The organism is Paenibacillus helianthi (assembly GCF_001909055.1).
GTDB lineage: Bacteria > Bacillota > Bacilli > Paenibacillales > Paenibacillaceae > Paenibacillus_AQ > Paenibacillus_AQ helianthi.
In genome coordinates this window covers 314,996-339,927 of sequence record NZ_LVWI01000002.1, presented here as the reverse complement: position 1 = coordinate 339,927, position 24,932 = coordinate 314,996, and the positions used below count along the sequence as shown (strand labels likewise).

The 24,932-nt window shown below is 45.3% G+C and carries 19 protein-coding genes and 1 pseudogene; 17 read left to right on the top strand and 3 right to left on the bottom strand.

The window, feature by feature from the left end; genetic code table 11:
• Nucleotides 1-695 precede the first annotated feature (695 nt).
• Together A3844_RS04220 and A3844_RS33965 are read right to left on the bottom strand one after the other, a co-directional pair.
• On the bottom strand, nt 696-2,963 hold the full coding sequence (locus tag A3844_RS04220; protein WP_074085607.1) for a helix-turn-helix domain-containing protein: 2,268 nt from the start codon (nt 2,961-2,963) through the stop codon (nt 696-698).
• A gap of 222 nt (nt 2,964-3,185) precedes the next feature.
• Nucleotides 3,186-3,918 (bottom strand): annotated as a pseudogene (locus A3844_RS33965) (IS110 family transposase); the annotation flags it as partial.
• 52 nt (nt 3,919-3,970) lie between these two features.
• Here A3844_RS33965 and A3844_RS04210 point away from each other — a divergent pair.
• The 15 genes from A3844_RS04210 to A3844_RS04140 all read left to right on the top strand — a co-directional run bounded on the left by A3844_RS04210 (nt 3,971) and on the right by A3844_RS04140 (nt 22,036).
• The gene (locus A3844_RS04210) at nt 3,971-4,582 is read left to right on the top strand and encodes a DUF2239 family protein (RefSeq protein WP_074106712.1); all 612 of its coding nucleotides are present in this window, start codon (nt 3,971-3,973) and stop codon (nt 4,580-4,582) included.
• A 54-nt stretch (nt 4,583-4,636) separates the two neighbouring features.
• A complete protein-coding gene (locus A3844_RS04205; protein ID WP_074106711.1) occupies nt 4,637-4,972 on the top strand; it encodes a hypothetical protein in 336 nt (111 codons plus the stop codon).
• 17 nt (nt 4,973-4,989) lie between these two features.
• Entirely contained in the window at nt 4,990-5,880 is an 891-nt protein-coding gene (locus tag A3844_RS04200) for an alpha/beta fold hydrolase (protein ID WP_074106710.1), read from the top strand.
• A 559-nt stretch (nt 5,881-6,439) separates the two neighbouring features.
• Nucleotides 6,440-6,772: a DUF3502 domain-containing protein gene (locus A3844_RS33345; RefSeq protein ID WP_244169677.1), complete on the top strand. Its 333-nt coding sequence runs from the start codon at nt 6,440-6,442 to the stop codon at nt 6,770-6,772.
• Between the two features lie 464 nt (nt 6,773-7,236).
• Nucleotides 7,237-8,316: a LacI family DNA-binding transcriptional regulator gene (locus tag A3844_RS04190; RefSeq protein WP_074106708.1), complete on the top strand. Its 1,080-nt coding sequence runs from the start codon at nt 7,237-7,239 to the stop codon at nt 8,314-8,316.
• A 442-nt stretch (nt 8,317-8,758) separates the two neighbouring features.
• Nucleotides 8,759-10,222 (top strand): L-fucose/L-arabinose isomerase family protein, encoded by a 1,464-nt coding sequence (locus A3844_RS04185; protein ID WP_074106707.1) that lies wholly within the window; start codon nt 8,759-8,761, stop codon nt 10,220-10,222.
• A 46-nt stretch (nt 10,223-10,268) separates the two neighbouring features.
• Entirely contained in the window at nt 10,269-11,120 is an 852-nt protein-coding gene (locus A3844_RS04180) for a transketolase (protein WP_074103153.1), read from the top strand.
• Nucleotides 11,117-12,052: a transketolase family protein gene (locus tag A3844_RS04175; protein WP_074103152.1), complete on the top strand. Its 936-nt coding sequence runs from the start codon at nt 11,117-11,119 to the stop codon at nt 12,050-12,052. The genes A3844_RS04180 and A3844_RS04175 overlap by 4 nt, the downstream gene beginning before the upstream one ends.
• Before the next feature lie 12 nt (nt 12,053-12,064).
• Nucleotides 12,065-13,612: a glycerol kinase GlpK gene (gene glpK / locus A3844_RS04170; protein WP_074106706.1), complete on the top strand. Its 1,548-nt coding sequence runs from the start codon at nt 12,065-12,067 to the stop codon at nt 13,610-13,612.
• A 247-nt stretch (nt 13,613-13,859) separates the two neighbouring features.
• Nucleotides 13,860-15,602, top strand: a complete 1,743-nt coding sequence (locus A3844_RS04165) for a DUF5605 domain-containing protein (protein WP_074106705.1) — start codon at nt 13,860-13,862, stop codon at nt 15,600-15,602.
• Between the two features lie 160 nt (nt 15,603-15,762).
• Nucleotides 15,763-17,547, top strand: coding sequence for a cache domain-containing sensor histidine kinase (locus A3844_RS04160; RefSeq protein WP_074106704.1), 1,785 nt, complete (start codon nt 15,763-15,765; stop codon nt 17,545-17,547).
• Nucleotides 17,548-17,555: 8 nt separating this feature from the next.
• Nucleotides 17,556-18,749, top strand: a complete 1,194-nt coding sequence (locus tag A3844_RS04155; RefSeq protein ID WP_074103148.1) for a response regulator — start codon at nt 17,556-17,558, stop codon at nt 18,747-18,749.
• A 194-nt stretch (nt 18,750-18,943) separates the two neighbouring features.
• Nucleotides 18,944-20,224, top strand: a complete 1,281-nt coding sequence (locus A3844_RS04150; RefSeq protein ID WP_074106703.1) for an ABC transporter substrate-binding protein — start codon at nt 18,944-18,946, stop codon at nt 20,222-20,224.
• A 78-nt stretch (nt 20,225-20,302) separates the two neighbouring features.
• Nucleotides 20,303-21,178, top strand: coding sequence for a carbohydrate ABC transporter permease (locus A3844_RS04145; protein WP_074106702.1), 876 nt, complete (start codon nt 20,303-20,305; stop codon nt 21,176-21,178).
• Between the two features lie 27 nt (nt 21,179-21,205).
• Nucleotides 21,206-22,036 carry a carbohydrate ABC transporter permease gene (locus A3844_RS04140; protein WP_074106701.1) on the top strand — a complete coding sequence of 277 codons (831 nt, stop codon included), beginning with the start codon at nt 21,206-21,208 and terminating at the stop codon, nt 22,034-22,036.
• Nucleotides 22,037-22,106: 70 nt separating this feature from the next.
• Here the strand turns inward: A3844_RS04140 and A3844_RS04135 are convergent, their stop codons facing one another.
• Nucleotides 22,107-22,331, bottom strand: coding sequence for a ribbon-helix-helix domain-containing protein (locus A3844_RS04135; protein WP_074103144.1), 225 nt, complete (start codon nt 22,329-22,331; stop codon nt 22,107-22,109).
• Nucleotides 22,332-22,957: 626 nt separating this feature from the next.
• Between A3844_RS04135 and A3844_RS04125 the strand changes: the two genes are divergently transcribed.
• Complete coding sequence (locus A3844_RS04125) at nt 22,958-23,653, top strand: response regulator transcription factor (protein WP_074103142.1); 696 nt, start codon at nt 22,958-22,960, stop codon at nt 23,651-23,653.
• A 3-nt stretch (nt 23,654-23,656) separates the two neighbouring features.
• Nucleotides 23,657-24,916 carry a HAMP domain-containing sensor histidine kinase gene (locus tag A3844_RS04120; protein ID WP_074106700.1) on the top strand — a complete coding sequence of 420 codons (1,260 nt, stop codon included), beginning with the start codon at nt 23,657-23,659 and terminating at the stop codon, nt 24,914-24,916.
• The last annotated feature ends 16 nt before the right edge of the window (nt 24,917-24,932 follow it).

Below are 24,932 nucleotides of genomic sequence, written 5' to 3'. Positions count from 1 at the left end.
AGAAAAATAAAAATACCAGCTAATTGTGTGTCATGTATACGGTTTTGGATACCCCTAAAGTTAGTTATACTGTTGAACACATAACGAATGAACCTCCATTAAATAGAAGTTTATGAAACTAAAGAGTGTAGGATTACCCTTTCTGAAGATAGCGTACACGTGATCGAGTAACTTGTTGGCGCAATCGATCAATGCTATTTTAGTGGGGCTTTCCTTCACTCTTTTTCTGTCGTAATACTCCCTGAGACGAGGGTTCAATTCTCCTCCTAATCCGCATGTTACCGCTTAAAATATCGACTGTCGTAGTTTTTTGGAGCCTAGTTTCGTGAACTTGTTCTGAGTGGCATGTGTGCCACCAGTTGTTTGGGAGGATGAAACTGCGATGCATCTCCAATGTCAGAAACTATGGCCTTGGCGAATCTTGATTCCGACCCCCTGGGATAGATTCCACTGAACTTCAGCCAGAGCCTCTTACTTTTCCAGAATTACTTTTTCGAGTGCTGCAAGTTGCTTTTGAAATTCCCAAACAGGAGTCAGCAGACTTCGAACCGCCATCTCCAGATACTTTTTAATGTACGTGTACATCTTTCTAAATGAGTTTGAAACCCTTACTTGATCTGCGTAAAGACATTACGATTTAGGTGGAATTATTCCTACCAAAGCTCTCGGTAGAATGGTGACTATCATAATGACCATCATAAGTCTGATAAGGTGCCCGTCTTCTCTTCTGGTATATGCAAACTACGGTACTGACCTGGGGTATACCCGGTCTCTTTCTTGAATTTACGAATGAAATTTGGTGTGTCGAGATAACCGACCTGGACAATAATGTCTTTAAGAGAATCATTCGTTGTAATCAGTTTGTGCATAACTTCATTCATTCTTTTTTGCCAAATATATTGGATAAAATTAATACCTACCTTTTCCTTAAAGGATCTGCTCAGGTGTGAAGGCGAGATACTGTATTCTTGAGAAATAGTTTCCAGGCTAAGTGTATGCTCCCTATAGTGACTGTCTATATATAATACAATTTGATCCATAAGTGTATGTTCTTCATTCTTTTGATCATGCTCAACCTGCGAACAAATCCGCGAAGCCAGGTTTACGAAAGCCTGCTTGAGTTCCTCCAGTGAATTGTAGGTGATCTTGGGCGGAACTTCATGCATCAGATTATGAATTCCAAGCTCAGAGGCAGTCTTTAGCATCGTATTCAGAATATCGTAAACGATGAAGCGCAGGAGTTGTGAAGAGAGCAGAGAAGTTGGCAGTTCGCTGATAGCAACCGAAATAGTTCTCTCTGCAACTTCAAAGCTTCCCTGCTTCAGGCTTTGGGAGAGTTTTAGTAGTACATGATTTGGGACCCAGAAATCTTGTTCAGATGTAGAGAACAGCTTCTCAAAGAACGTAATGCTTTCATGAGATGAAATGTTCGTCTCCAGAGCTGAACAAGCTTCAATATAGGATTGATTTAGAAGAGAAATGCTTGAATAACACGTTCCGACACCAATCACTGGATGGATATCGAACATTTCCAATAAATTATTACGAGTTGCTTCAACTATATGTCTAATGTGATCAAAATTCTGGAGCTTACCGTCCGAATCATAACCGATAATGAGTGCTAGCTGGTTTGGTTGAGGCAGTTCGACACTGTAGGCCCTTGCGGATAATTCAGGGAAGCTAACTTGTGTGAATAGATGGAATATAGCCTGACGATTCTGGCTTTCATCCTGTTTGTTGGAAAATTCATCGCATTCGATAATCACAACAAAATAATGAGAACTTTCAAATGTAAAATCAAAACTGCCTAGAAGATCAGAGGACACACCTTGAGTATTTCCATATTTCAGCAACATCATGAGAACATGATTGCGCGCATAGGGCTCTTGGAGATCCGCACGCACGCTGTGTTCCTGCAGCAATATGCGTATGCCTTCAAGCTCGTTACCGAATGGCCGTTTCGATCTAGATGTTGAATTTGCGAACTTTACCAGTTCGGATATTGGTACATACTGCATTCTGGCCAGCATAAGAGCAATAGCCCCACCAACGGCCACACTGATCAATAACAGCATGATTATAAAGCTGCGTACTTGCAGAACATTACTGAATATTTGAGCGCTGGGCATTAGGGTGACATAAGACCAGCCGTTTTCGGAGGACTTTACGGATATAATGGAGTGCGACTTTCCGTTTAATACCTCATTATGAATACCTGGTTCCAGAATAAATAAGGACTTCACCTCTTGCGTGGACAATGATCTTTCATTACCATTAGAGGTCAATATTTGGCCGTTATTATCAAAAATGTAGGTTAATCCGTGGTAACTGCCCAGCACAGAGTCAATCATCCTGTTGAGTTCAGATTCGGGTATGAAGTACATAATAGTCCCGTGAGGGTTAGGGTTGTTTGGTGTGATTGGAACAATGTAAGCCAGAATTGATTGTTGGAGAGATGGGGTTCGGTTGACTAGATCTGCTGGACGCATCGCCGGAAATTTAACTTTGTTCAAATCATGGAATAGTGTATTCTTGGTCCAATTGTGGAAGCTGTAGTTGCTTGCGAATACCTCCAAATTGGACATGCCCCGGGAAGAATAAATCCGGTCATCATTATAATAATATAGAAACAATTCTCCTATGATCGAACTGGTTGCTTTGTAATTGTTCAATGCACTGATTGCCTCTCTACTGAAATAGGGATCATGCACCCGATATGGTGTTAAGCGTTCGTCATAGGAAATTCGGGAAGCCATATCATTCAATTCCTTAATCCGTCCGTCAATAATCGTTTTGGCTTGGTTCAATTGATTGATGTGGGATAGTTCAATCTCTGATTGGAGGCTTCGGGTCGCATTCCGATAAATGAATGCGGTTACAATAATGAGCGGAACCACCAATATCAATAAGTAAGAAAAGATGTATCTTAGGAAAAGTTTAGATTTAAAGTAACTGCGATTCATTGTAGACTCCCCCTAATTTCATCAACGTTATTTACATTAATCATATCATACCAAAAACTCAGGACTTGCATAGTAGAAATACGGAAATTACAGAGACTGGTCCGTTGCCGTTTGTAGGGGGATAGGAACGTGCTAAATGAAAAGAGATTGTATAGGTAGGGGACTGGAGGGCTCTAACATCCGGATTGGTCATGACCATACACATCGTCATGAGATAGAGAAATTGATCAAGATCTTAAGATTAATCAAGTGGCTCGCATACATTGTTTGCTGAAATGGGTTTTGTTTTGCAGCATCGAGTAACCGTTGAACTCGTTCGTTAATCCACCTCTCTGATCGACCACGTTTTGAAGATAGGAGAGCACTGATTGTATTTTTAAGTGTCTCTTCACTGACCTGTAGAACAGAGGATGAAGTCGGAAACTCATGTAAGAACCGAAGGGATACTTTAGAATACATAGCCCCAAAAACACCTTTGTACGCCGGGAAAACCTGATCTAGAACGGCTTGGAATTGCAGTTTCGTCTGCACGCACATCTTAGAAAAGGATTCGTATTGTCGCGTTAGATAACGCATATTAAGCAGTTGCGCACCTCTTTTTTTGAATGGTTCGATCCTCCCTATAGTAAAGTTCACCCAGAAGATAGGCATCTGCAGCATCCGTTTTCACTTTGCGAAGATTGGTTTTTCGAAGCCGATTAAAAATGAGCGGATTGATAACGATGAATAAATAGTGATGCTCCTCAAGGAACTGAACAACGGGGCTTTGATAGTGCCCGGTTGCTTCCAGGATTATTGTAGGTCGACGTCCTGATGCTTGTTCGACGTCCTGAATGGTTTGAAGCAATATCTTGAGACCATCTCTTGTATGTTCAAAATGAAAGGTTCCTTTGTATGGTTTCCCTCGATCTAAGATAACGAACGAGAAAATATATTTTACCCGGGTAATATTGATTTTATATTTTTACCCGGGTATAATTAGTGAGGCAATCAGAGAGGAGGTCAGCATGAGTAATTCGCTAATGCCCTTTTACTGCACGGCATTTTTGGGTGTGGGAGTCGTCGCCAGTGGTTCGTTACAGCACGTTGTTACTACAGTGAAGAATGCTCTAGATGACAAAGAGCTCACACAGTTGCTTTTATTTGACGATTCCACGGGGAAGCCAATAGATGTTGATTTTCGTGGGAAGACAGATGATGTGCTTAAACGTTTAGGAGAACAGTTTGGTGACTCATCCAGTACAGAAGTGACTCACCAGACTACACGTCGGGTCGGTCGACCCAAGCTGGGTGTTGTATCCGGTGAGGTTACGTTATTGCCTCGACATTGGGAATGGCTCAAGAGTCAACCTGGAGGGGCGTCTGTAACATTACGAAAGCTCATTGATGAAGCTCGCCGTGCTGGAGAGCAACAGAGCACAATCCGAGAGTCACAAGAAGCAACATATAACTTTATGACAGCTATGGCCGGGGACTTCCATCAATACGAAGAAGCTCTACGGGCACTGTATGCTGGTGATTTGGATCGTTTTTACCACTTCATCGATGACTGGGCACCTGATATCAGAAACCATGTCAAGCGATTAGCCGCTAATGCATTCCCCGAAGAGAACTTATGACTGAAAGCATTTGAGGGCGTAAACAATTAACAATGAAATGCGAAAGGAGCCACTATGACTCGTGATGTTGCTGATTACACAGCCAATCCTGAACTAACACCAGAGGTCTCTATTAGCGGTGCCGAAGCTTTCAACCGCTATATTGAGTACACCCTCCCATATCTCCGTGAAAGCGGAGGCGAAATCGTGTTTCTTGGCGATGGCGGAGAGTTTCTTATCGGACCCGAAGAAGAGAAATGGAATCTTGTCATGCTGATCCGCCAGAGTAGCGCGCAGTTATTCCTAGCTTTCTCAAGTCATCAAGACTACCTGGCCGGTATCGGTCACCGGACTGCAGCGATCGAAGATTCACGCCTTCTGCCTATGGCAGGACTTCCGAAACCGAATTAATTGAGGAGAACATGACCATGAACATTCTAAAAGTTAACGGTGTTGAGTTGGCCTATGATAGTTTCGGTAACGAAAATGACGAGGCTATTATCCTAATCGCCGGGCTTGGAACCCAGATGATCCGCTGGACGGTTCCGTTTTGTGAACTATTGGCAGCGCGGGGCTTTCGGGTAATTCGCTTTGACAATCGCGACGTGGGCTGCTCGACACACTATAGTCATTATCGGGCGCTGAATTTTGACGCACTGGCGACTGCTCTCATGTCGGGACAGCGACCGGATATCCCTTACACTCTCGATAACATGGCAGGCGACGCTATCGGACTGCTCGACGCCCTTTCCATTGACCGGGCACATTTCGTTGGCAGGTCGATGGGCGGAATGATCGCTCAGATTGCAGCCAGTGAGTACCCTGAACGGGTTGTATCACTCACCTCCATTATGTCTAGTTCCGGTAATCCCACCCTTCCGCAAGCTTCCCCGGATGTCATGGCGATGATGACTAAACCGGCGCCGAACCCCTTTGAGGATCAAGCAGGATTTTTGGCGCACAGCCTCTCTTTTGCCAAACACATCGCCGGCACCGGCTATCCGTTTGAAGAGGACGCTTATCGGGCGCTCATTCTGGAGGAAGTCCAGCGAGCCTACGATCCAGGCAGTGTCGGACGACAAATTGCTGCGATCGCTGTCTCCGGTGACCGTCGTCCGCGGCTGGCGACCATAAAAGTACCAGCACTTGTCATTCATGGGGTGGACGATCCCCTGTTCGTCCCGGCGTGTGGCGAGGACACGGCTTCTGCCATCCCGGGCGCCGAGCTAATGTTGGTTGACGGCATGGGACACGACCTGCCGCACCAACTGTACAAAGAAACCGCTGATGGCATAGAGCGAACGGCTCGTCGCAATTGACAGACGCTTCCTGAATAGCAACCAGCCGGAGTCTCTCGCCATCCACTGGGATTGAGTAGGCCTAAAAGCCATTGCTGCTCAATTTGCATCCTTGGCGCATACGACGCGGGTGGAAGCGGCGGTGCTATTGGAATAAGCTAACATATACTCCGTTTTTATGTATATGTGTAATCGATCAAATAAGCGCCGCTTTCATGATACCATTGTGAGCCGGCGCATTTTCTGTGAGGATTTTTCAATTAGAAAAGCAGTGTGGAATAAAGCCATCTAGCTATATTTTATTTTCTGCTGACAATTTTAAGAGAATTAGTTGTGGGAATTTAATCAATTTTTAAGGCGCTTATTGTTCGATAGCAATCCTAAATTTGGTAATATATTGATCTGTATCTTGGACCGCAAAATCATCAATAACATTTTCTTCGTAAGCATCCCCCTTCAATTTTACAGCGTTCTCATAAACATAATCCATAATTTCTGTATACGCTTGAGGCAACGTTTCCCAACTGCCTTTCCAAAACATTTGCAGATAAGTGCCTTTCGGTTTTTCGAACAGAAGGGGTTGATCCAGCTTCGTAGGGACTTTAAGGAAACGCCGGATGGCGGCAGCAACTATGTGTTCAACCAGTGGGAAGTCGGAAATAACGCGCTTACTAAGGTATGGGAAGGAAATGCACCTGATATTTGGGAACAGACTAAGGAATGCAATAAATCGGCTACGTTCTCCAAAGCGCTTGGCTTCTCATTCGATACGTCTCCAGTGAAGACCGAAGTTGCGTCTGTCAGCATTCTTGATGAATTCTTGGGAAAGCTCAAGTCTGCCGGTCTGGGCACAATCATTGCCGAAAAGCAAAAGCAATTGAATGCGTGGGCAAAGGCTAATAATATCCAGTAATCCACTTAAGCTGTAACCGAAGAGAGTATCCCAAACTAACACGGCCTGACGGCCACCATAATGAATGAAAATGTCTTGGCTTGCGAATCCGTACCTTCCCTAATGGAAGTACAGTTCACAGGCCGAGGCTTTTTTGGTAGGACACACTCTAAGTCCTAAAGCGGCCGATTGTATCCCACGAGTACAACCAATTGTTACTGTGAGGAAGTGGTTGCTGACACGTTACCGACGAAAGCTGTTTCGGGACGCAATCGCGGCAACTTCTAGAAGCATTGGATTCTCCCGGATTCAGACAGAACAGGATTTGCAGGTCATTGCCAGCCAATTATGGCGGTCAAATTTTAGAACATAAACAAAAACTGAATTCAACTAAACTTAATGAATGAACAATGACTAAACATTGCATCTTGAGTATTTTCAATGTAAACTTCTATTATTAATATCTTAGGACAGGAGCTCTCGTTATGAAAATGGAGGATATTGCCAAATTGGCGAATGTATCTAAAGCAGCTGTATCTTTAGCATTTAGTGGGAAACCAGGTGTCGCCCCTGAAACACGAGAGCGCATTTTACAGGTTGCTCAAGAAGCTGGTTATATGCCGAAAGCAAGGTCAATAGTTTCTACTAAGATGGATAAATCCCTTCTATTTCTTGTATGTGTAAATTCCGGAATTGTCCTTGAGGAATATTACCAACAACCATTTTTTAAAGAATTAATTCACTTTATTGAAGTACGATGCAGGCAATTGGGATATTCTCTTATTTTCTCAACTATGGATTTGGAGTATATAGAGCGAGATATCCATGCGATTGCTGAGGAGAAGCGTAGCGAAGGTATGATTGTTCTTGGGACTAATCTGACTCGAAAGCATATCGAAGTGATTCATGCCAGATTACCGAACGTAATTGTTCTCGACACATGTTTTGAAACGTTGCCTGTACAGTTTGTAGAAATTAATAATGTTATGGGGGCTTATCAGGCAGGATCCTATTTATGTCAAATAGGTCATTCTTTCATTGGGTATATCGCTTCCAATATACGTATTCACAATTTTGAAGAGCGTTCTCGCGGTTTTCAATTGGCTCTCGAAGAATGGGGAGTACAGATTCCTGAATCGCACCGGCTGTCCGTAGCTCCCACCATATTGACATCCCAGGATTCACTTAAGCAGCAGCTCAATGAATATATCCAAAGTGGGAAAAGTCTACCAACCGCTTGGTTTTGTGAATGCGACTACATAGCTATTAGCGCAATGAAAACTATGGCAGAGCTTGGTATCCGTGTCCCCGAAGACACTTCAATCATCGGCTTCGACAACATTACTGAGTCGGTAATTATTACTCCGGAATTGACGACTGTACATGTAGAGAAAGAAAAAATGGCGACTTTGGCGGTGGATCTGTTGACTGGATCAATTGAGCATGGGAACCAAGGGAAAGTTAAAATGATGGTCGACACACAATTGGTAATTCGTAAATCGTGTGCACCACCAACTGATGCAGCTGTAGTTGGCAAGGGAACAACAAAGAGACAGCCCATATAGGGCCGGTCTGGACCAATCATTGCCGAAAATCAAAAGCAAATGAATGCCTGGGCAAAGGAAATAATATTAAGTAACCTGCTTAAGAGGTAACCGAAGAGAGTGTCCCAAACTAACATGGCCTGACGGCCGCTATAATGAATGAAAATGTCTTGGCTTGCGAATCCGCAGCTTCCCTAATGGAAGTGCAGTTCACAGTCCGAGGCTTTTTTGGTATGAGGGGCACCGCTATTTTTTTAATTTCTCAGGAAACTCACCCAAAAAGTTTAGTTAACTAGAGTTATTATTTAGTTTGTGTTCAGCTAATTAATCTGAATAGACTCGTTGACAACGCTTTATACGGGTGATACTATGATCGTGTAGATAACATTTAGCTAAATTTCATATAAACATTTTAGTTTTATTAAGTTTATTTAAGCAATTTATTTAATAAGGAGCAACGATTATGAAAAAGCTGAAACTGGGATATGCCCCAACACGCCGGTTTACATTTAGTGCCGAGGATGCTTTTAAGTACAAAGTGGAGATTCGCAAGCAGATTGAGAGTTTTGGCATGGACATTGATATTGTAGATTTGGAAGGGATAAATGAAGAGGGTTTGCTTTATGATGACCATATGAATGCGGATTTGATTGCTAAACGATTCAAGGAGGAGGAAGTTGACGCAGTTTTTTTCCCGCACTGCAATTTTGGTACAGAAGATACGGTAGCGCGGGTAGCGAAGCAACTCGGCAAGCCAACTCTTCTCTGGGGGCCTCGTGATGAAGCGCCGTTGGCAGACGGTATGCGCCTGCGGGACACTCAATGCGGCATTTTTGCTACAGGGAAGGTTCTGCGCAGATTTAACGTGCCCTTCACTTATGTAACGAATAGCTGGGTGACGGATCCGGTGTTTGAACGGGGCTTCACGAACTTTGTTGCAGCGGCAAATGTAGTCCGGCAGTTCAAGAGTCTGCGCATTCTGCAAATTGGCCCGCGTCCCGCCTCATTCTGGACGATGATGTGCAATGAAGGAGAGCTATTGGAACGGTTTGGGATTGAGATTCATCCGATCACTTTGGTCGATATCCAGCTCAGAACGAAGAAGATTGCCTCCGGCAACAGCGCCGAACTGCTGGACACGATCGATTACATTAAAGAGCGGCTTGATTACAGCGAAGTGACGGAAGATGATGTGAAGCGGATTGCAGCGCTGAAGGTTGCTATGAAGTCTTTTGCCCGTGAGACTGGAAGCAGTGCGATTGCCATTCAGTGCTGGTCTTCGCTGCAGGATGCGATGTCGATTATGCCTTGTCTGGCCAATGCCATCCTGACCGATGAGCAGATCCCGGTGACCTGTGAGACAGATATTCATGGTGCGATTACTTCCATTATGGTTCAGGCGGCAGCCATGAATGAACATCCGACCTTCTTCGCGGACATTACGGTGCGCCATCCCGAGAACGACAACGGTGAGTTGCTGTTTCACTGCGGAAACTTCCCGGTGTCGCTCTCTGTGGAACAGAAGCCGAAGCTGCGCAAGCATTTTCTATTCGACGATCACGCACCGGGAACCCATGAAGGGGAAATTAAGGGCGGCGGTATGACGATTGCCCGCTTTGACGGCGACCACGGTGAATATTCAATGTTCTTAGGCCGGGCACGCGGCATCGAAGGACCATACTCTCGTGGCTCCTACGTATGGGTAGAGGTCAATGATTGGCCGCTATGGGAAGAAAAGTTGGTTAAAGGTCCTTATGTCCATCACTCCGTAGGCATTCATGCCAATGTTATTCCGGCCATTTATGAGGCCTGCAATTATATTCCCGGTCTGACTCCAGACCCGGTGGATCCAACCGAACAGGAGATCCAGCGTTGGCTGAGAGGCTCGGATCTTGTGCGGAAGCAGCGTTCGGATATTTTGGTATAGGCAGTTTGGGCAGGTAGAATTTAAACATGTATACAAGGAGGATATTATGGAAACCCGACAATTGAAGATCAAGGCCGCACAAATCCGCATGGATTTATTGAGCATTATTCATCGGGCCAAAACAGGTCACACAGGTGGCTCTCTGAGCAATACAGACATTCTCACCGCACTTTATTATGAGATTATGAATATTGATCCTGCCCGTCCGAAATGGGAGAAGCGTGACCGCTTCATTGCAAGCAAAGGGCATTCGGTGGAATCGCTATGGTGCATTCTTGCAGACAAGGGTTTTTTCCCAAAAGAAGAGCTGGAAACCTATAGTCAGTTCGGAACCAGACTGATCGGCCATCCCAATAATAAGGTGCCCGGTATTGAGATGAACACTGGAGCGTTGGGCCATGGTCTCCCCATCTCCGTGGGAATGGCACTGGCAGCCAAACGTGACGCTCTTTCATACAGAGTCTTCTGCTTAATGGGGGACGGCGAACAAGCGGAAGGATCTAACTGGGAAGCGGCAATGGCCGGTGCGCACTACAAACTGGATAATTTGATCGGCATCATTGACCGCAACCGGCTGCAGATCAGCGGATCAACGGAGGAAGTGATGGGACTTGAGCCGCTGGAAGACAAATGGACCTCATTCGGCTGGAATGTCGTTCCTGTTAACGGCAACAACATGGAGGAACTGGTACAGGTCTTCCGTGCAGCACCCGAGGTTGCAGGTAAGCCAACTCTTGTGATGGCTAATACCACTAAAGGCAAGGGTGTTTCCTTTGCTGAAAATGTGCCGGCTTGGCATCACCATGTACCAAGCGACGAGCAGCTTGCCACGGCTCATGCCGAACTCAGATCCGTAATCGAAGAATTGCAGCAGGAAGGACAGGTGTCTCAGTCATGAACAAGATTCCGAACCGTCAGGTAATTTGCGATACACTTCTTGAGCAAGCCAAGGATGACCGGGATATTATTGTGCTGGCCAGCGACTCGCGCGGATCTGCCGCAATGGCTCCCTTTGCGAACGCTTATCCGGACCAATTCGTTGAGGTAGGAATCGCCGAGCAGAACATCGTCGGCATGTCTGCCGGGCTTGCCCATAGCGGTAAGAAGCCGTTTGTCACTTCGCCAGCCTGCTTCCTCAGCATGCGCAGCATTGAACAAATCAAGGTCGACGTCGCTTATTCCAGAACGAATGTGAAGTTGATCGGCATCAGCGGCGGTGTCAGCTACGGTGCACTTGGCATGTCACACCATTCGGTACAGGATATCGCTGTAGCCCGGGCCATTCCGGGGCTGGCGGTTGTGCTGCCCGCCGACCGTCATGAAACGAAGAAAATGACGGAAGCTCTGCTTAAGTATGAGGGTGGAGTATATGTGCGGATTGGCCGCAATGCGGTAGAGGATGTTTATGAATCTGCAGATTATGTGTTTGAAATCGGCAAAGCTGTGACGATGAAGCCAGGAACGGACATAACTATTATCGCCGTGGGAGAAACCGTGCGGATTGCCATGGATGCCGCAGAGCTGCTGGCCGCAGAGGATGTGTCCTGCCGGGTGATCAATATGCATACGATTAAACCGCTGGATGAAGAGGCTATTATTGCCGCCGCGAGAGAGACAGGAAGAATTATTACCGTCGAAGAGCACAGCATCTATGGTGGACTGGGAGCAGCAGTGGCAGAGGTGGTAGTGCAGTACTATCCGGTTCCTATGAAAGTGATCGGCATCCCCGATGAACCAGCGATTGCCGGCACAACCACCCAGGTCTTCCGGCACTATGGTATAACAAGCGATCATCTCAAGCAGGTTGCGCTTGAAATGACTGAGAAGTAGAGGGCGGGTGTGATGGAGCAAACGAAGAAGTTCATTCTGGTTATTGACCAGAGCACCTCCGGTACCAAGGCATTGCTTGTCGACCATGACGGCGTTGTGATCTCCCGTACCTCCATGGAGCATAAGCAGCATTATCCTCAGCCCGGCTGGGTTGAACATGACCCGCTGGAGATTTACGAGAATGTGATCCATACGGCCCGGTTTGTACTGGAGCAGGCAGGTACCACTTCATCGGAGATTGCCGTGCTAACCCTGACGAACCAGCGGGAAACCGCGCTGGTCTGGGACCGGACGACCGGCCTCCCTGTATATAATGCGGTGGTCTGGCAGTGCCAGCGGACGGCGGAATCCTGTTCCCGATTGAAGGCAGCCGGGTATGAGGGCACCGTCCGTGCCAAAACAGGCTTAATGATCGATCCTTATTTCTCGGCAACAAAATTCAGATGGATTCTGGATCATGCCGCTGGAGCAGGTGAGCTGCTCGAGGAAGGCAGGCTGCTGGCGGGAACCATCGACAGCTGGTTGATCTGGAAGCTGACCGGCGGCGTAAACCATGTCACCGATTACAGCAACGCCAGCCGTACCTCTCTCTTTAATATCCGGTCGCTGGAATGGGATGAGGAGCTTAGCGAATTATTCGGAGTTCCGATTTCACTGTTGCCAGAGGTTAAAGCCTCTGACATGGTGTTCGGTTATACAGAGGCAGGCGGGCTGTTCAGTGAAAGTCTGCCGATCTCAGGTGTGATCGGTGATTCACAAGGTGCGCTTTACGGCCATCAGTGCTTTGAGCCCGGCATGGCCAAAGCAACATACGGTACGGGCACTTCAGTGATGATGAATGTCGGGGAACATCCGGTTGATGGTGGCGAAGGACTGGTCACCGCCATTGCCTGGGGAGCCGGAGGAACGGTGACCTATGCGCTTGAAGCCGTCATTCGTACCACAGGTGACAGTATTAAATGGACGCGGGACAATCTGGGGTTATTCTCTACTTTTGAGGAGATGCAGGAGCTGGTGGAGGATACTGAGAGCAATGAGGGAGTGTATCTGGTGCCTGCGTTTGTCGGGTTAGGCGCACCATACTGGGACCCGTATGCCCGAGCAGCCATACTGGGCATGAACCGGGGGACCCGCAAAGGGCATGTGATCCGGGCTGCGCTGGAAAGCATCGCTTACCAGGTGCGCGATGCGGTGGAGTTTATGCAGCGGCAGTCGGGAATTACGCTGCGGGGTCTCCGCACCGACGGCGGCGGTTCCGCCAACGGCTGGCTGATGCATTTTCAGGCAGACATTCTCGGCAGCCGCGTTGTTCGCTCCACCTGTGCTGAGCTGTCCGCTATAGGTTCGGTCTACCTTGGAGGGCTCGGGGTCGGCTTCTGGTCCGATCCTGCAGAGCTCGCCGCCAAATTTAAGATGTACGAATCCTACGAGCCGCTAATGAATAACGACATCAGAGACCGCAATTATACTGGTTGGCAGACGGCGGTTCATTCCATTCTACAGCCGGCTGATCCATCCCCAGCGTTAAATCCTCTGCTAAATATAAGTACTACGCCATGAGGTCTAATCCCCTAATCACCCGGCGGTCCCGGTAGAAACTGGAGGAGCGGAGTTACCACTGCTCCTCCAGACATTCTATCCACTCATAGGCGAATTCTGATTATTAATTGAGATGAAGACCATGCATAAGTCATTTGGCAGAAACCGGGCGGCGTATCTCCCCGTAATCAAAGGGTCGAGGCCAAAGAGCCCCCGGATTATATCTGTATGAGCAGTGACAAGCGAAGTTAATAGGAGGCAAAAATGTATGACTTTTAGTGAGAATAGCAAAATTGGTGAGCTGTGGGATAATGCTGAGGCTCGAAGTATTTTACTAAAGTACATTCCGAGCTTAGCAGAGGCTCCGCATCTTCTATTTTTTCCGAAGATGCAGACACTGCCCATGTATGTGTTGTCCAACCAGCGTTCACTTGCTTGGCCGGAGGGCAAGCTGCAAAGTGTCTTGGCTGAGCTTTCAGTTATTCCTCAACAAGAAGTAGATCAGGTAGAGAACGATATACCATTAAAGCCTATAAGTGATTGTGTGGAGGATGGAAGTGTAGTTTTGACTGCGCCAGCAAGTGTTGAAAAGTGGGGCGTATTTGAAATTGAACTACAAACAATCAGCAGCGGAAATCCGTATCTGGAGGTTACATTAAGCGCCGAATTTGTAAAAGGTGACCGTAAGATTGCCCCTCTTGGTTTCTATGATGGAGATGGAGTATATCGTATTCGTTTCATGCCTCCTGAAGTGGGAATATGGACATTTCAAACCCTTAGTTCCAGCCATTCGCTGAACGGGATAGAAGGTCAAGTGGAATGTACACCCCCGCTCCCAAATAACCATGGTCCGGTGCGGGTGAAGAATACTTTTCATTTTGCCTACGAGGATGGATCACCTTATATTCCTGTGGGTACGACAAGCTATGCTTGGATACATCAAGGGAATCAGCTTGAAGAGCAGACACTTCACACATTATCAACTTCACCCTTCAATAAGCTTAGAATGTGTGTGTTCCCCAAGTCGTACCTGTACAACACCAATGAGCCTCAATATTATCCGTTTGAAGGATCACTAGATCAGGGCTGGGATTATACACGATTTAATCCGGAGTTCTTTAGACATCTGGAGCAGCGAATATGCGATCTGGGAGAACTGGGCATAGAAGCCGATCTGATTCTTTTTCACTCTTATGACAGATGGGGATTTGCGGAGATGAGCCAATCGGAAGATGACCGTTATTTGCGGTATATTGTCGCAAGACTGGCAGCATATCGTCACGTGTGGTGGTCACTTGCCAATGAATATGATTTCATGTGGGCCAAAAATCTGGACGATTGGGAACGATTTGCCGGGATTGTCACGGAGAATGACCCTTATCACCATTTAATTTCCAATCACAACGGCGTGTCTTTTTACGATTTCAACAAACCATGGGTTACACATTGCAGTATCCAACGGATAGATGTTTATAAGACAGTGGAAGCAACCAATCAATGGCGGGAACAGTGGCAGAAACCGGTTGTTATTGATGAATGCGCATACGAAGGCGATATTGATCAAGGGTGGGGCAATATTACGGGAGAAGAAATGGTTCGGCGGTTTTGGGAAGGCGCGATAAGAGGAGGTTACGTCGGCCATGGTGAGACTTACTTAAACCCGGAAGAGATTTTGTGGTGGGCCAAAGGAGGAGAACTGCACGGAAGCAGCCCGGCGAGAATTGCTTTTTTGCGCAGCGTTATGGAAGCGGGACCTGCTGAGGGGCTTAATCCGCTCCATTCAGATTGGGATCTTCCGTGTGCCGGAGTAGAAGATGAATATTATTTATTTTATTTTGGATTCAATCAGCCGAAATTCCGAATCTTTAACATGAAGCCTGGCATCTCCTATAAGGTCGAATTGCTCGATACCTGGAATATGACTATTCAGGAACTGGATGAAAGGTATGAAGGCAGCTTCAGGATTGATCTTCCCGCAAAACCATATATGGCGGTACGTATGACGAAATAGAAGATAAGATATCGTACGGAAAGTGAAATAGGTATAAAAGGCGGCTGTCGTCCATTAGGACAGCTGTCTTTTTTCTATAATCCAATATTCATCAGTTCTTTGCGGGAAGCTGCCTGTGATAAGATGAATTAGCTATAAGCTGTCCGGAAGGGGCAATATCATGCGGTGGAGAAAAATCACTTATAATCAAAAGCTTTTTATAACATTTCTGCTGATCAGTTGTCTGCCGGTGCTGCTGCTGGGAACTATTGCTTACAAAAAATCCGCTGACACTCTTAAATCTCAGACAGAACAGGATTTGCAGGTCATTGCCGGCCAATTAAACACTTCTATTGAGAAACAAATCAGCGATTTTGATCGTTTCAGCATCCTGCCATACTACATGCCCGAAGCCTTTAAAATTCTTAGTCAGCCCTATGTTCCCGAGGAACAGTGGAGTTCGGCTAAACTGAATGCACAGAAGCAGCTGATCCGCCTTATGAGTGCGTACCCCTCCATTAATACATCCATAAAGGGTATGGTCCTCTATGGGGATAAAGGAAGTATCAGCGGATACCGGTCGAACGACTCTTCATCCATTAACAGAGCTTACAATGCGTCCGGTGAAGCCTGGTATAAGGAAGCCCGATTAAAAAAGGGCGGTTTTGTCGTTTCCGGGGTGCATGAGATCAGGCAGTTTGAAGGAGAACCGTTTGCCGCCATAACAGGGGCAAGAATGCTGCTTGATGACCGGATGCGGCCGATTGCAGTCATTGCCTTGCATATTTCTCCCGATTTCATTGATAAAATTATCCGGTCTTCGCAACTGGGAGATACCGTGGTCACTGTCGTAGACAGGGATGGCCAGCTGGTATACACATCCAATCAACAGGTTGCCAGCCAACTGCTTAAGGAGAACTCATTGCATGAGCGGGTGGGGATATGGATGACCAGTGGTGAAGGCGAAGAGGGCAAGATTGCTTATAGAGGTGTTGTGAAAAAAAGCAAATACCTTGGGTGGAGTATTTATTTGGGTAAAAATCAAAATGATCTTTTGCGCGATAGCCGGATGATCCGCCGATACACATTAATTATTGCCATAACACTAATGATTGCAACTGCTGTAGTCTCCTGGCTGCTGGCCAGAAACCTGTCGCGCCCTATATTGCGTCTGATTCGCTCAATGAGAAATGTGGAGCAGGGGAAATTCGAGGTGCTGGAACTAACAGGCCGTCAAGATGAAATTGGACAGCTCCATCTAAGCTATTCAAGGATGGTTAAGCGCCTGGAGCGCATGGTCCAGTCGATCGCGGAGAAAGAACATCAGAAGCGCAAAGCGGAATTGTATGCGCTTCACTTGAGGATTCAGCCACATTTTCTGTACAATACTCTAAATTCTATCCGGATGATTGCGATTATGCAGCAATCTCAACAAATAGCAAAACTGATTCATTCACTCAATCGTCTTCTGCAATCGTACCTGAAGCTGGATGATGGACCCATGCCTTTATCTCAGGAAATTGCGCTGCTCAAGAATTATGGGCAGCTAATGGACCTTCGTTATACGAACACCTTTCTAATTGAATGGGATGTGCCAGAGGAACTGCTGTATTCAGAAATTCCTCCTATGCTGCTGCAGCCCGTGTTGGAGAACGCAATTTTCCATGGTTCCAAAGGCTTGAACCGCACGTTGAAGATTCAAGTTAAGGCCTCCCTGGTCAGAGAGAATTCGGATTTACAAATTGAGGTTTGTGACGATGGAATTGGAATATCTGAAGATCAAATTTCGCGGTTACTCGATGACCGGATGCTTACGGGGGCTTCCAGCATTGGACTCAACAACGTGAATGACAGAGTCCGCCTCCGTTTTGGAGAGGACTACGGTCTAACCGTTAAACGTCTGGAACAGGGGACTGCGATAACAATAACCTTACCTTATAAAGAAATACATGAAGGAGGGAGCTGAAAATAATCATGTGGAATCTGCTGGTAGTGGAAGACGAATCCATTGTAAGAATGGGCCTGCGTTATATGGTGAATTGGGAGAACTGCGGAGTTTGCTGGAAGGCTGAAGCGTCCAATGGAGAAGAAGCGCTGCAAATACTGGAGATGGAAGAAATTCATATCATCATGATTGATATTCGAATGCCCGGAATGGATGGACTTGAAGTGGTTCGGCACATTCGCAAGCGGGAATATCCGAATATGCAGATTATTTTTTTAAGCAGCTATGATAATTTTAATTATGTAAAAGAAGCGATTCGTCTGGGAGTTGTTGATTATTTGCACAAACCTACCATGGACGAATTAGAGGTCATGACCACATTGCGCAAGACGATTGCACTTCTGGAGAAAAGCGCAGTCAAACCAAACCTTCACTGGACCGAGAAGGAAAGGAATGAATGGCTGGTATCTTTGCTTGATGTTTACACGTATCCGCATGAGCGGATAGAGAAAGAATTGCTGAATGCTGATTTCTCCAAAGGATTATGGCTTTCCGCGTTTCGCATGCGTGATGATGCGGTCGACCAGATTGTGGACAATGGTGAGGCAGAACATATGAAATTCATCTCAATCCGCTACTTAGTTGATGAGTATGTAGCCAAGGATTGGGGTGGAGTGGTATTCCACCGCAGCCATCGCGAGATTATTTGGCTAGCACCTGCCTCTTCGAAAGAAGGAGAAGAGGATGCGGCTGCCAGAGAGCACTATTTGGATAGACTCCGCAACAAAATTTTTGAACTACTCAATGTTTCACTGATTTTTTCCAGTAGTTCCATTTACACAAAGCTGCAGGATGTTCCGCAGGCTTATCTGGAGGCTGAGCTTAAGTTCCCTGTTAATCAACAGAGCGACAGCTTGTACGTTCGGATGGCCAAAGAATTTGTGGACCGGCATCTATTGGAGGATGTCTCATTGCTTAAAGCGGCGGAGTCCATTCCGATCAGTTCTGGCTATCTGAGCCGGATTTTTCTTAAAGAAGTCGGTGAAAGCTTCAGTGAATACGTTATCCGTAACAAAATCAGTTATTCGCAGAAGCTGCTGCGGGAAACCAACAAAAAAGTATATGAGATTTCAGAAATGCTCAGCTATACCAATCCGCATTATTTCGGCAAGCTTTTTAAGGAACGCATGGGTATGACTCCATTGGAATACCGCAACCGTTAGAGCATAAAAACATACGAAATAACCTAAATAATATAGTCGTATAGATATCTGAAATTCACCCTCTGTAAAGCAGCATGAAAGTGTAGAAAATATCATATCAGTCTCGTTTTACGAAAAGGTGAAGCGCGGTAAACTGAATTCAAGCAAAACATACAGCGGTTGTTTGCTCAAAAATACACAGGGGGAATGAACGTATGGGAAAAAAACGTCTTATATTTTTGCTAGCGATTACAATGGTTCTAGTTGTTGTGCTATCCGCATGTAGCTCAAAAGAAGGCAGCGATAAAGCATCATCAGCCTCGGACACCGGGGAAACCACTATCTCGCTGTGGGTGCTGAATGATCAAGCGGCGTATCTGAAGCCCATTCTCGAATCCTTCCAAAAAGACAATCCGACAATACATGTGGAAGCTACTTATTATGGAACTGATCCTCTAAAAGAGTCCCTTAAAGTGGCCGCATCCTCCAAAACTTTGCCGACAATGTGGTTTACCTGGGGGGGATCTCTGGGTGCCTTCTACCCTGAAAACGGATTGACTATGGATTTGACGGAAACAGCAGCAAGTCACAAATGGTCAGATATTTATAATTCTGCAGCACTGGATATGGTGAAATATGATAATAAAACCTCCGGTATTCCGTTCCATGTGGCTTCCCTGGGCATGTTCTATCCTAAAGAACTGTACGCAAAATTGAATTTGAACCCTCCCACTTCATTTGCTGAGTTCGAACAACAGATGGGGAAGATTAAGGAAAGTGGCATTACCCCGCTTGCAGTTGGCGGAAAAGGCGGCTGGGACGTTATGCGTTTGACAGAACAGCTATTAGAGCATTTCGCCGGTCCCGAACTTCATGACAAACTAAATGCGCTGGAAGCCTCTTGGGCAGATCCTGCCGTTGAGAAATCATTCGAGAAGCTGAAGGAATGGTCTGACAAGAACTATTTTGAGAAAGGATTTATTACACTTGATCCCCTGGAAGCAGAGACACCTTTATATCAGAAGGAAAGAGCCTATGCATTGACAGGTCCGTGGATAGATACGAATATTTCCGGCGCAGGCAATGCCCCCGATAGTTTTGGAGTCTTTAAATTCCCGAATGATCAGCCAAAAGTGCGAATGTCAAGCTTTACTGAAATGTTCCAAATTAGCGGCAGTGCGGACGGGAAAGAACAGGAAGCCGCTGTGAAGCTTGGGGAGTATATCACTGGTCCTGATATTGTCAACAAATATATTGACCAATATGGCGCCCCTGCTCTAAAAGAATTTACTTTCTCGAAACAGTCGCCGCATACCTCCGAAATGGCCGGAATGATCGGTGACGGCAGCTTCCTGATCTCAGATCAAGCATTGCCGCAAGCTGTAGTGCAAAAGCTATTTGAAGCTCAGGATGCTGTTGTTCTTGGAGAATGGACTCCTGCGCAGGCTGGACAGGAAATTCAGAAGGCGGTTGAAACCTATAAAAGCGGAAATTAATACAAGAGCAGCCCGGCTAAAGGAGAGCGGCCATGAAGGCCGCTCTTCTTTAGTTCGGATAAGCAGGGGGGACTTTATATGAAAATTAAATATTGGAAGCCGTGGACATTTGTGCTCCCGGCGTTGGTGGCCTACCTTATAGTCATTGTAGCTCCATCACTATATACACTGCGTCTCAGCTTTTTCAGCTGGAATGGTATCGCTGCGGATAAGAAATTTGTTGGAATAAAAAATTACACTTATTTACTGACAGAAGACGCGGTATTTAGAGTTGCACTCCGAAACAATATTTTGTGGATGGCCGGTTCCTTAACGGTAATTATCGGCCTCGGTCTGATGTTTGCATTACTGCTTAACCGGAGGTTAAAAGGCAGATCGGTGTTTCGGAGTATCTTTTATTTCCCATATGTATTGTCGGGCATCATCGTGGCGTTGATGTGGACTTGGCTTTACCATCCGACTAAAGGATTCTTTAATGTTATTTTGCAGCAAATAGGTCTCAGTCAACTGACGCATCCTTGGCTGGCCGATCCAAAAACAGCATTGGCCGCAGTTTTTGTAGCAGCTGTCTGGCAGGGTGTCGGGCTGCCCATGGTCTTATTTCTTGCCGGACTCCAAAGTATTCCGCGAGATTGTTACGAAGCGGCTATTATTGACGGTGCGAAGCCCCGCCAATCCTTTCGGTATATTACCATACCGCTGCTCAGCGAAACCTTCGTTGTCGTTTTCGCAACGACATTGGTTAATGCTATGAAAGTGTATGACATTATTTACGGAATGACAGCGGGGGGGCCGGCACAAAGCACACAAGTGTTGTCTTCATGGATGTATTATCAAACCTTCAAATTCAACAATATCGGTGTCGGTTCGGCGATCTCCTGGGTGCTTGTTTTGATAACCATGATCATAATTATCCCATACGTATACTATACCAATAAAAAATCTCATCTCTAATTTTCTGAGAAGAAGGTGCGCATAACAATGGAAGAAACACGAAATTCTACTTTTTCTAAAGTTGTAAACTACATTCTGCTTATTGTTCTGGCAATCATTTTTCTGATTCCCATTCTATTTATTATAATGACTGCCCTGAAATCTAACGCGGATTTAGTGAAGAATCCGGTGTACGCTTTTCCGGAAATCGTGAAATGGGGCAACTTTTCTGAAGCCTGGGACAAAATGAGCATATATATCCGCAACAGCTTGTTTATTTCTGTGGTAAAGGTACCTATCGGCATCTTGATTGAGGCACTCGCAGCCTATGCGTTAACTCGAATGAACTTTAAATGGGCAAATGCGCTGTTCGCTTTTTTTCTGATCGGTATGATGATTCCTTTTCAGGCTACTTTGGTGCCGCTGAATATGATGTTAAACCACTTTGGGCTTGAAAATACGTATCCCGGCATTTTTATGGTATACATTGGCTTTGGAGTCCCTTTTGGCATCATGGTGCTGCGCGGTTTTCTGCGTTCCATCCCTAAGGAATTGGACGAATCGGCATTTATCGATGGCTGCGGCGAACTGGGAAAGTTTTTTCGCATCATATTGCCCATTGCCATGCCGGCCATTGCTACTCTGATCATTTTGGACTTTTTATCCACATGGAACGAGTTTCTGCTCGCGCAAATCTTTATTACTAAGAATTCAATGCTGCCGGTAACAGCTGGGTTGCTCACCTTTCAAGGCCAGCATTCGAATGATTATACTCTTTTGAGTGCGGGCGTACTTATATCCATTGTTCCGATACTTGTAGTTTACTTGTTTTTTCAGAGATATTTCGTAGCAGGAATGGCGGGGGCAGTCAAAGGTTGAATTTTTTCAACTGTAAACTGTTAAAAATCACCTTAAATAAAATTATTGTAAAGCATAGATTAAAGAAAGGCTAATTGGAAAAGTGGGAAAAACTAGACTTTCGTAGTAAAACAAGAATACGTATCAAAAAAACGAAATCAATCTCTTCGGTATAGGCATCAACGGACATTCCCTTTTGAATAAAGGCCCGTATGATATCTGCCCTACTGAGATGCTGGGTTGCTGCATCCTTTTTCAATGCTTCATATTGTTTCTTTGGGAGCTTGACGGTGATTTTTTTCTCAGCTTGTGGCATGGCATCTCCTTCCCATTGGGATATTTTTATGCGACATTCGTTTACCGGGTGATAATTACTAAAAATGTCGGTGGAAGCACCGCTTCCATGCTGATTCCTCGCAAAATGTCATTTTGCTATTTGAATTGGTGATTTCTCTTCAGTTGTGGGCTGTGTGGCGTCCGGATACTGGTCCGATATCCTAACTGATCATACTTATGGGCCAATTTAAAGGCAGCCTCTTGTCCCCAATTGGGAGCCGGGCTGCCATCTCTATAAGTGGCGTTATAGTCATTATCTAAGCAGAAAATGATTTCATGAATAGTGTGTTGGGATAGAATTTTTTGGTTAGCATAAATACTCCTCAATTTAAAAAGTTAGAAAATGCCTTGAACAACATAAATTTAAGGAATAAAAGCGACATTATAATGGATCACGATCAATTAGAGAACGGGGATCATGGGATTTATGAACACATGTCATTACAGGCAAGTATCGCACATCAAAACCATAAGTTCATTCCAATGGTGAAATACCAGAACCATTACAATTAACCACTAAACAGTCTTTCATGATACAGTTTAAAAGTGGTGTAGCTTTATGAGTAAGTATTTTAAAAACTTTCATGAATTAAACTGAGGTGCTCAATGAATCGAATTTTACTGGTTGAAGATGATGATAATTTGGTATTCGGTATTGAATATACTTTAACGAGTGAAGGATATACCGTTGTTCTTGCCAATAGCCTAGAACAAGCCAGAAAGGCATTCAAGACGGACGAAGTCGATTTAATTTTGCTGGATATAAATTTACCTGATGGTTCAGGATATGACCTGTGTAGGGAAATTCGTGCATTATCCCGGGTGCCCATCATTTTCTTGACAGCTTTGGATGAGGAGACAAATGTTGTTGCTGGTCTTGATTTGGGAGCAGATGATTATATGACCAAACCGCTGCGTACCAAAGAACTTCTCTCTAGGATGAAAGCCGTATTAAGGCGCAATCATAAGTCCGCGGATGAACCGAATAGATGGATATCCGACGATATTGAAGTTCGAGTTCTAGAAGGAATTGTTCTTAAATACAATCAGGAACTTTTATTGACGGGGCTGGAATACCGGTTGCTCTTGATGTTAATGACTCACCCCAAGCAAATTTGCAGCAGAAGCATCATTCTTAACAGTTTGTGGGATATGTCAGGAGAATTCATTGATAACAACACCCTTTCGGTTCACATCAGAAGGTTAAGAGAGAAGATCGAGGATGTTCCTGCTGTACCGAGATATATCATTACCGTTCGAGGAGTCGGATATAAATGGAATGCAGATGTTATAGGAAGATAAACCATGAATGAATTCGTCCGTAATCCAGAGTGGAAGTCTATTACTGTTAAAGCAATCGTATTACAAGTTATGTTAGCGGTGCTTATGTTCTTTTTTATGAATTATCAAGTCAGTCAGATCAATAAGGCCGTGGTTAATCAAAATGCTGCATTGATTGGTTATGTTTTGAAGCAAGCTCCTCAGCTGGAAAATGAAATTATCCACTTTATCACTCAGGGTGCACAAGAAGATGAAATCGTAGCGGGAAAACGCAGCCTGGCTCAATATGCATACACGGAAGATATGCCCGTAAACGATCAGCCTGTACTCTCGGATAACGCCTTACCCTTCAAAACAGCGGCTCAGGTTTTGCTTTTTAGTATTCCATTTCTGTTGTTATTGGGATGGGAATACCGCAAAATATTTGACAAGATTCGGGCCATAACCTTTGCAGCGGAGCAAGTTGTTGAACGTCAGTTTGATCAGCCGCTTCCGGAGAATGATGAAGGTGACTTTGGCACGTTAGGACGAAACTTTAACGCCATGGCCGAAAGGTTACATAACAGTCTTCGGCAACTCCAACAAGAGAAAACATTTCTACGCAACCTGCTTTCCGATATTTCGCATCAGCTCAAAACGCCGCTGGCAGCTCTCATCGTTTTTAATGAGAATTTGCTGAATGATCCTCATATGAAGGAAGAAATGAGGACGAAATTTCTGGATCGAAGCCGCCTACAACTAGAGCGAATGGAATGGCTGATTATCAGTTTACTGAAGCTGGCACGGGTCGAAGCCGGAGCAATAACGTTCCAGAAAGAACGTGTGAGAGTAAGAGAAATGATCGATCATGCTGTACATTCGTTGCGAATGTTATCCGAGCAAAAGAAGCAGCAAATTCACATTCATGGTGGAGAAGCTATGTATGTTTGGGCGGATGAAGAATGGCTAACAGAAGCCTTAATTAATTTGATTAAAAATGCACTGGAACACACGCCCCTAGAGGGCGCAATCGACGTTACTTTAGAAGAAAATTCGGTATTCCAGACTGTAATCATTCGAGATCGGGGAGAAGGCATTTCCTCAGAAGATTTGCCTCACATTTTTGAACGATTTTATAGCGGGAGAAGCACGGAAAAGCCGCAAAGTCTTGGTATCGGCTTGTCCTTATCCAAGTCCATTATTGAAGAGCAAGGCGGTATGATCACCGTTGTAAGTCAGTTAGGGATAGGAACAGAATTTAGGATTTCCTTTAATAAAGGGGAAAGAAGAGGAAGCTTACAATAACGTAAGCTTCCTCTTC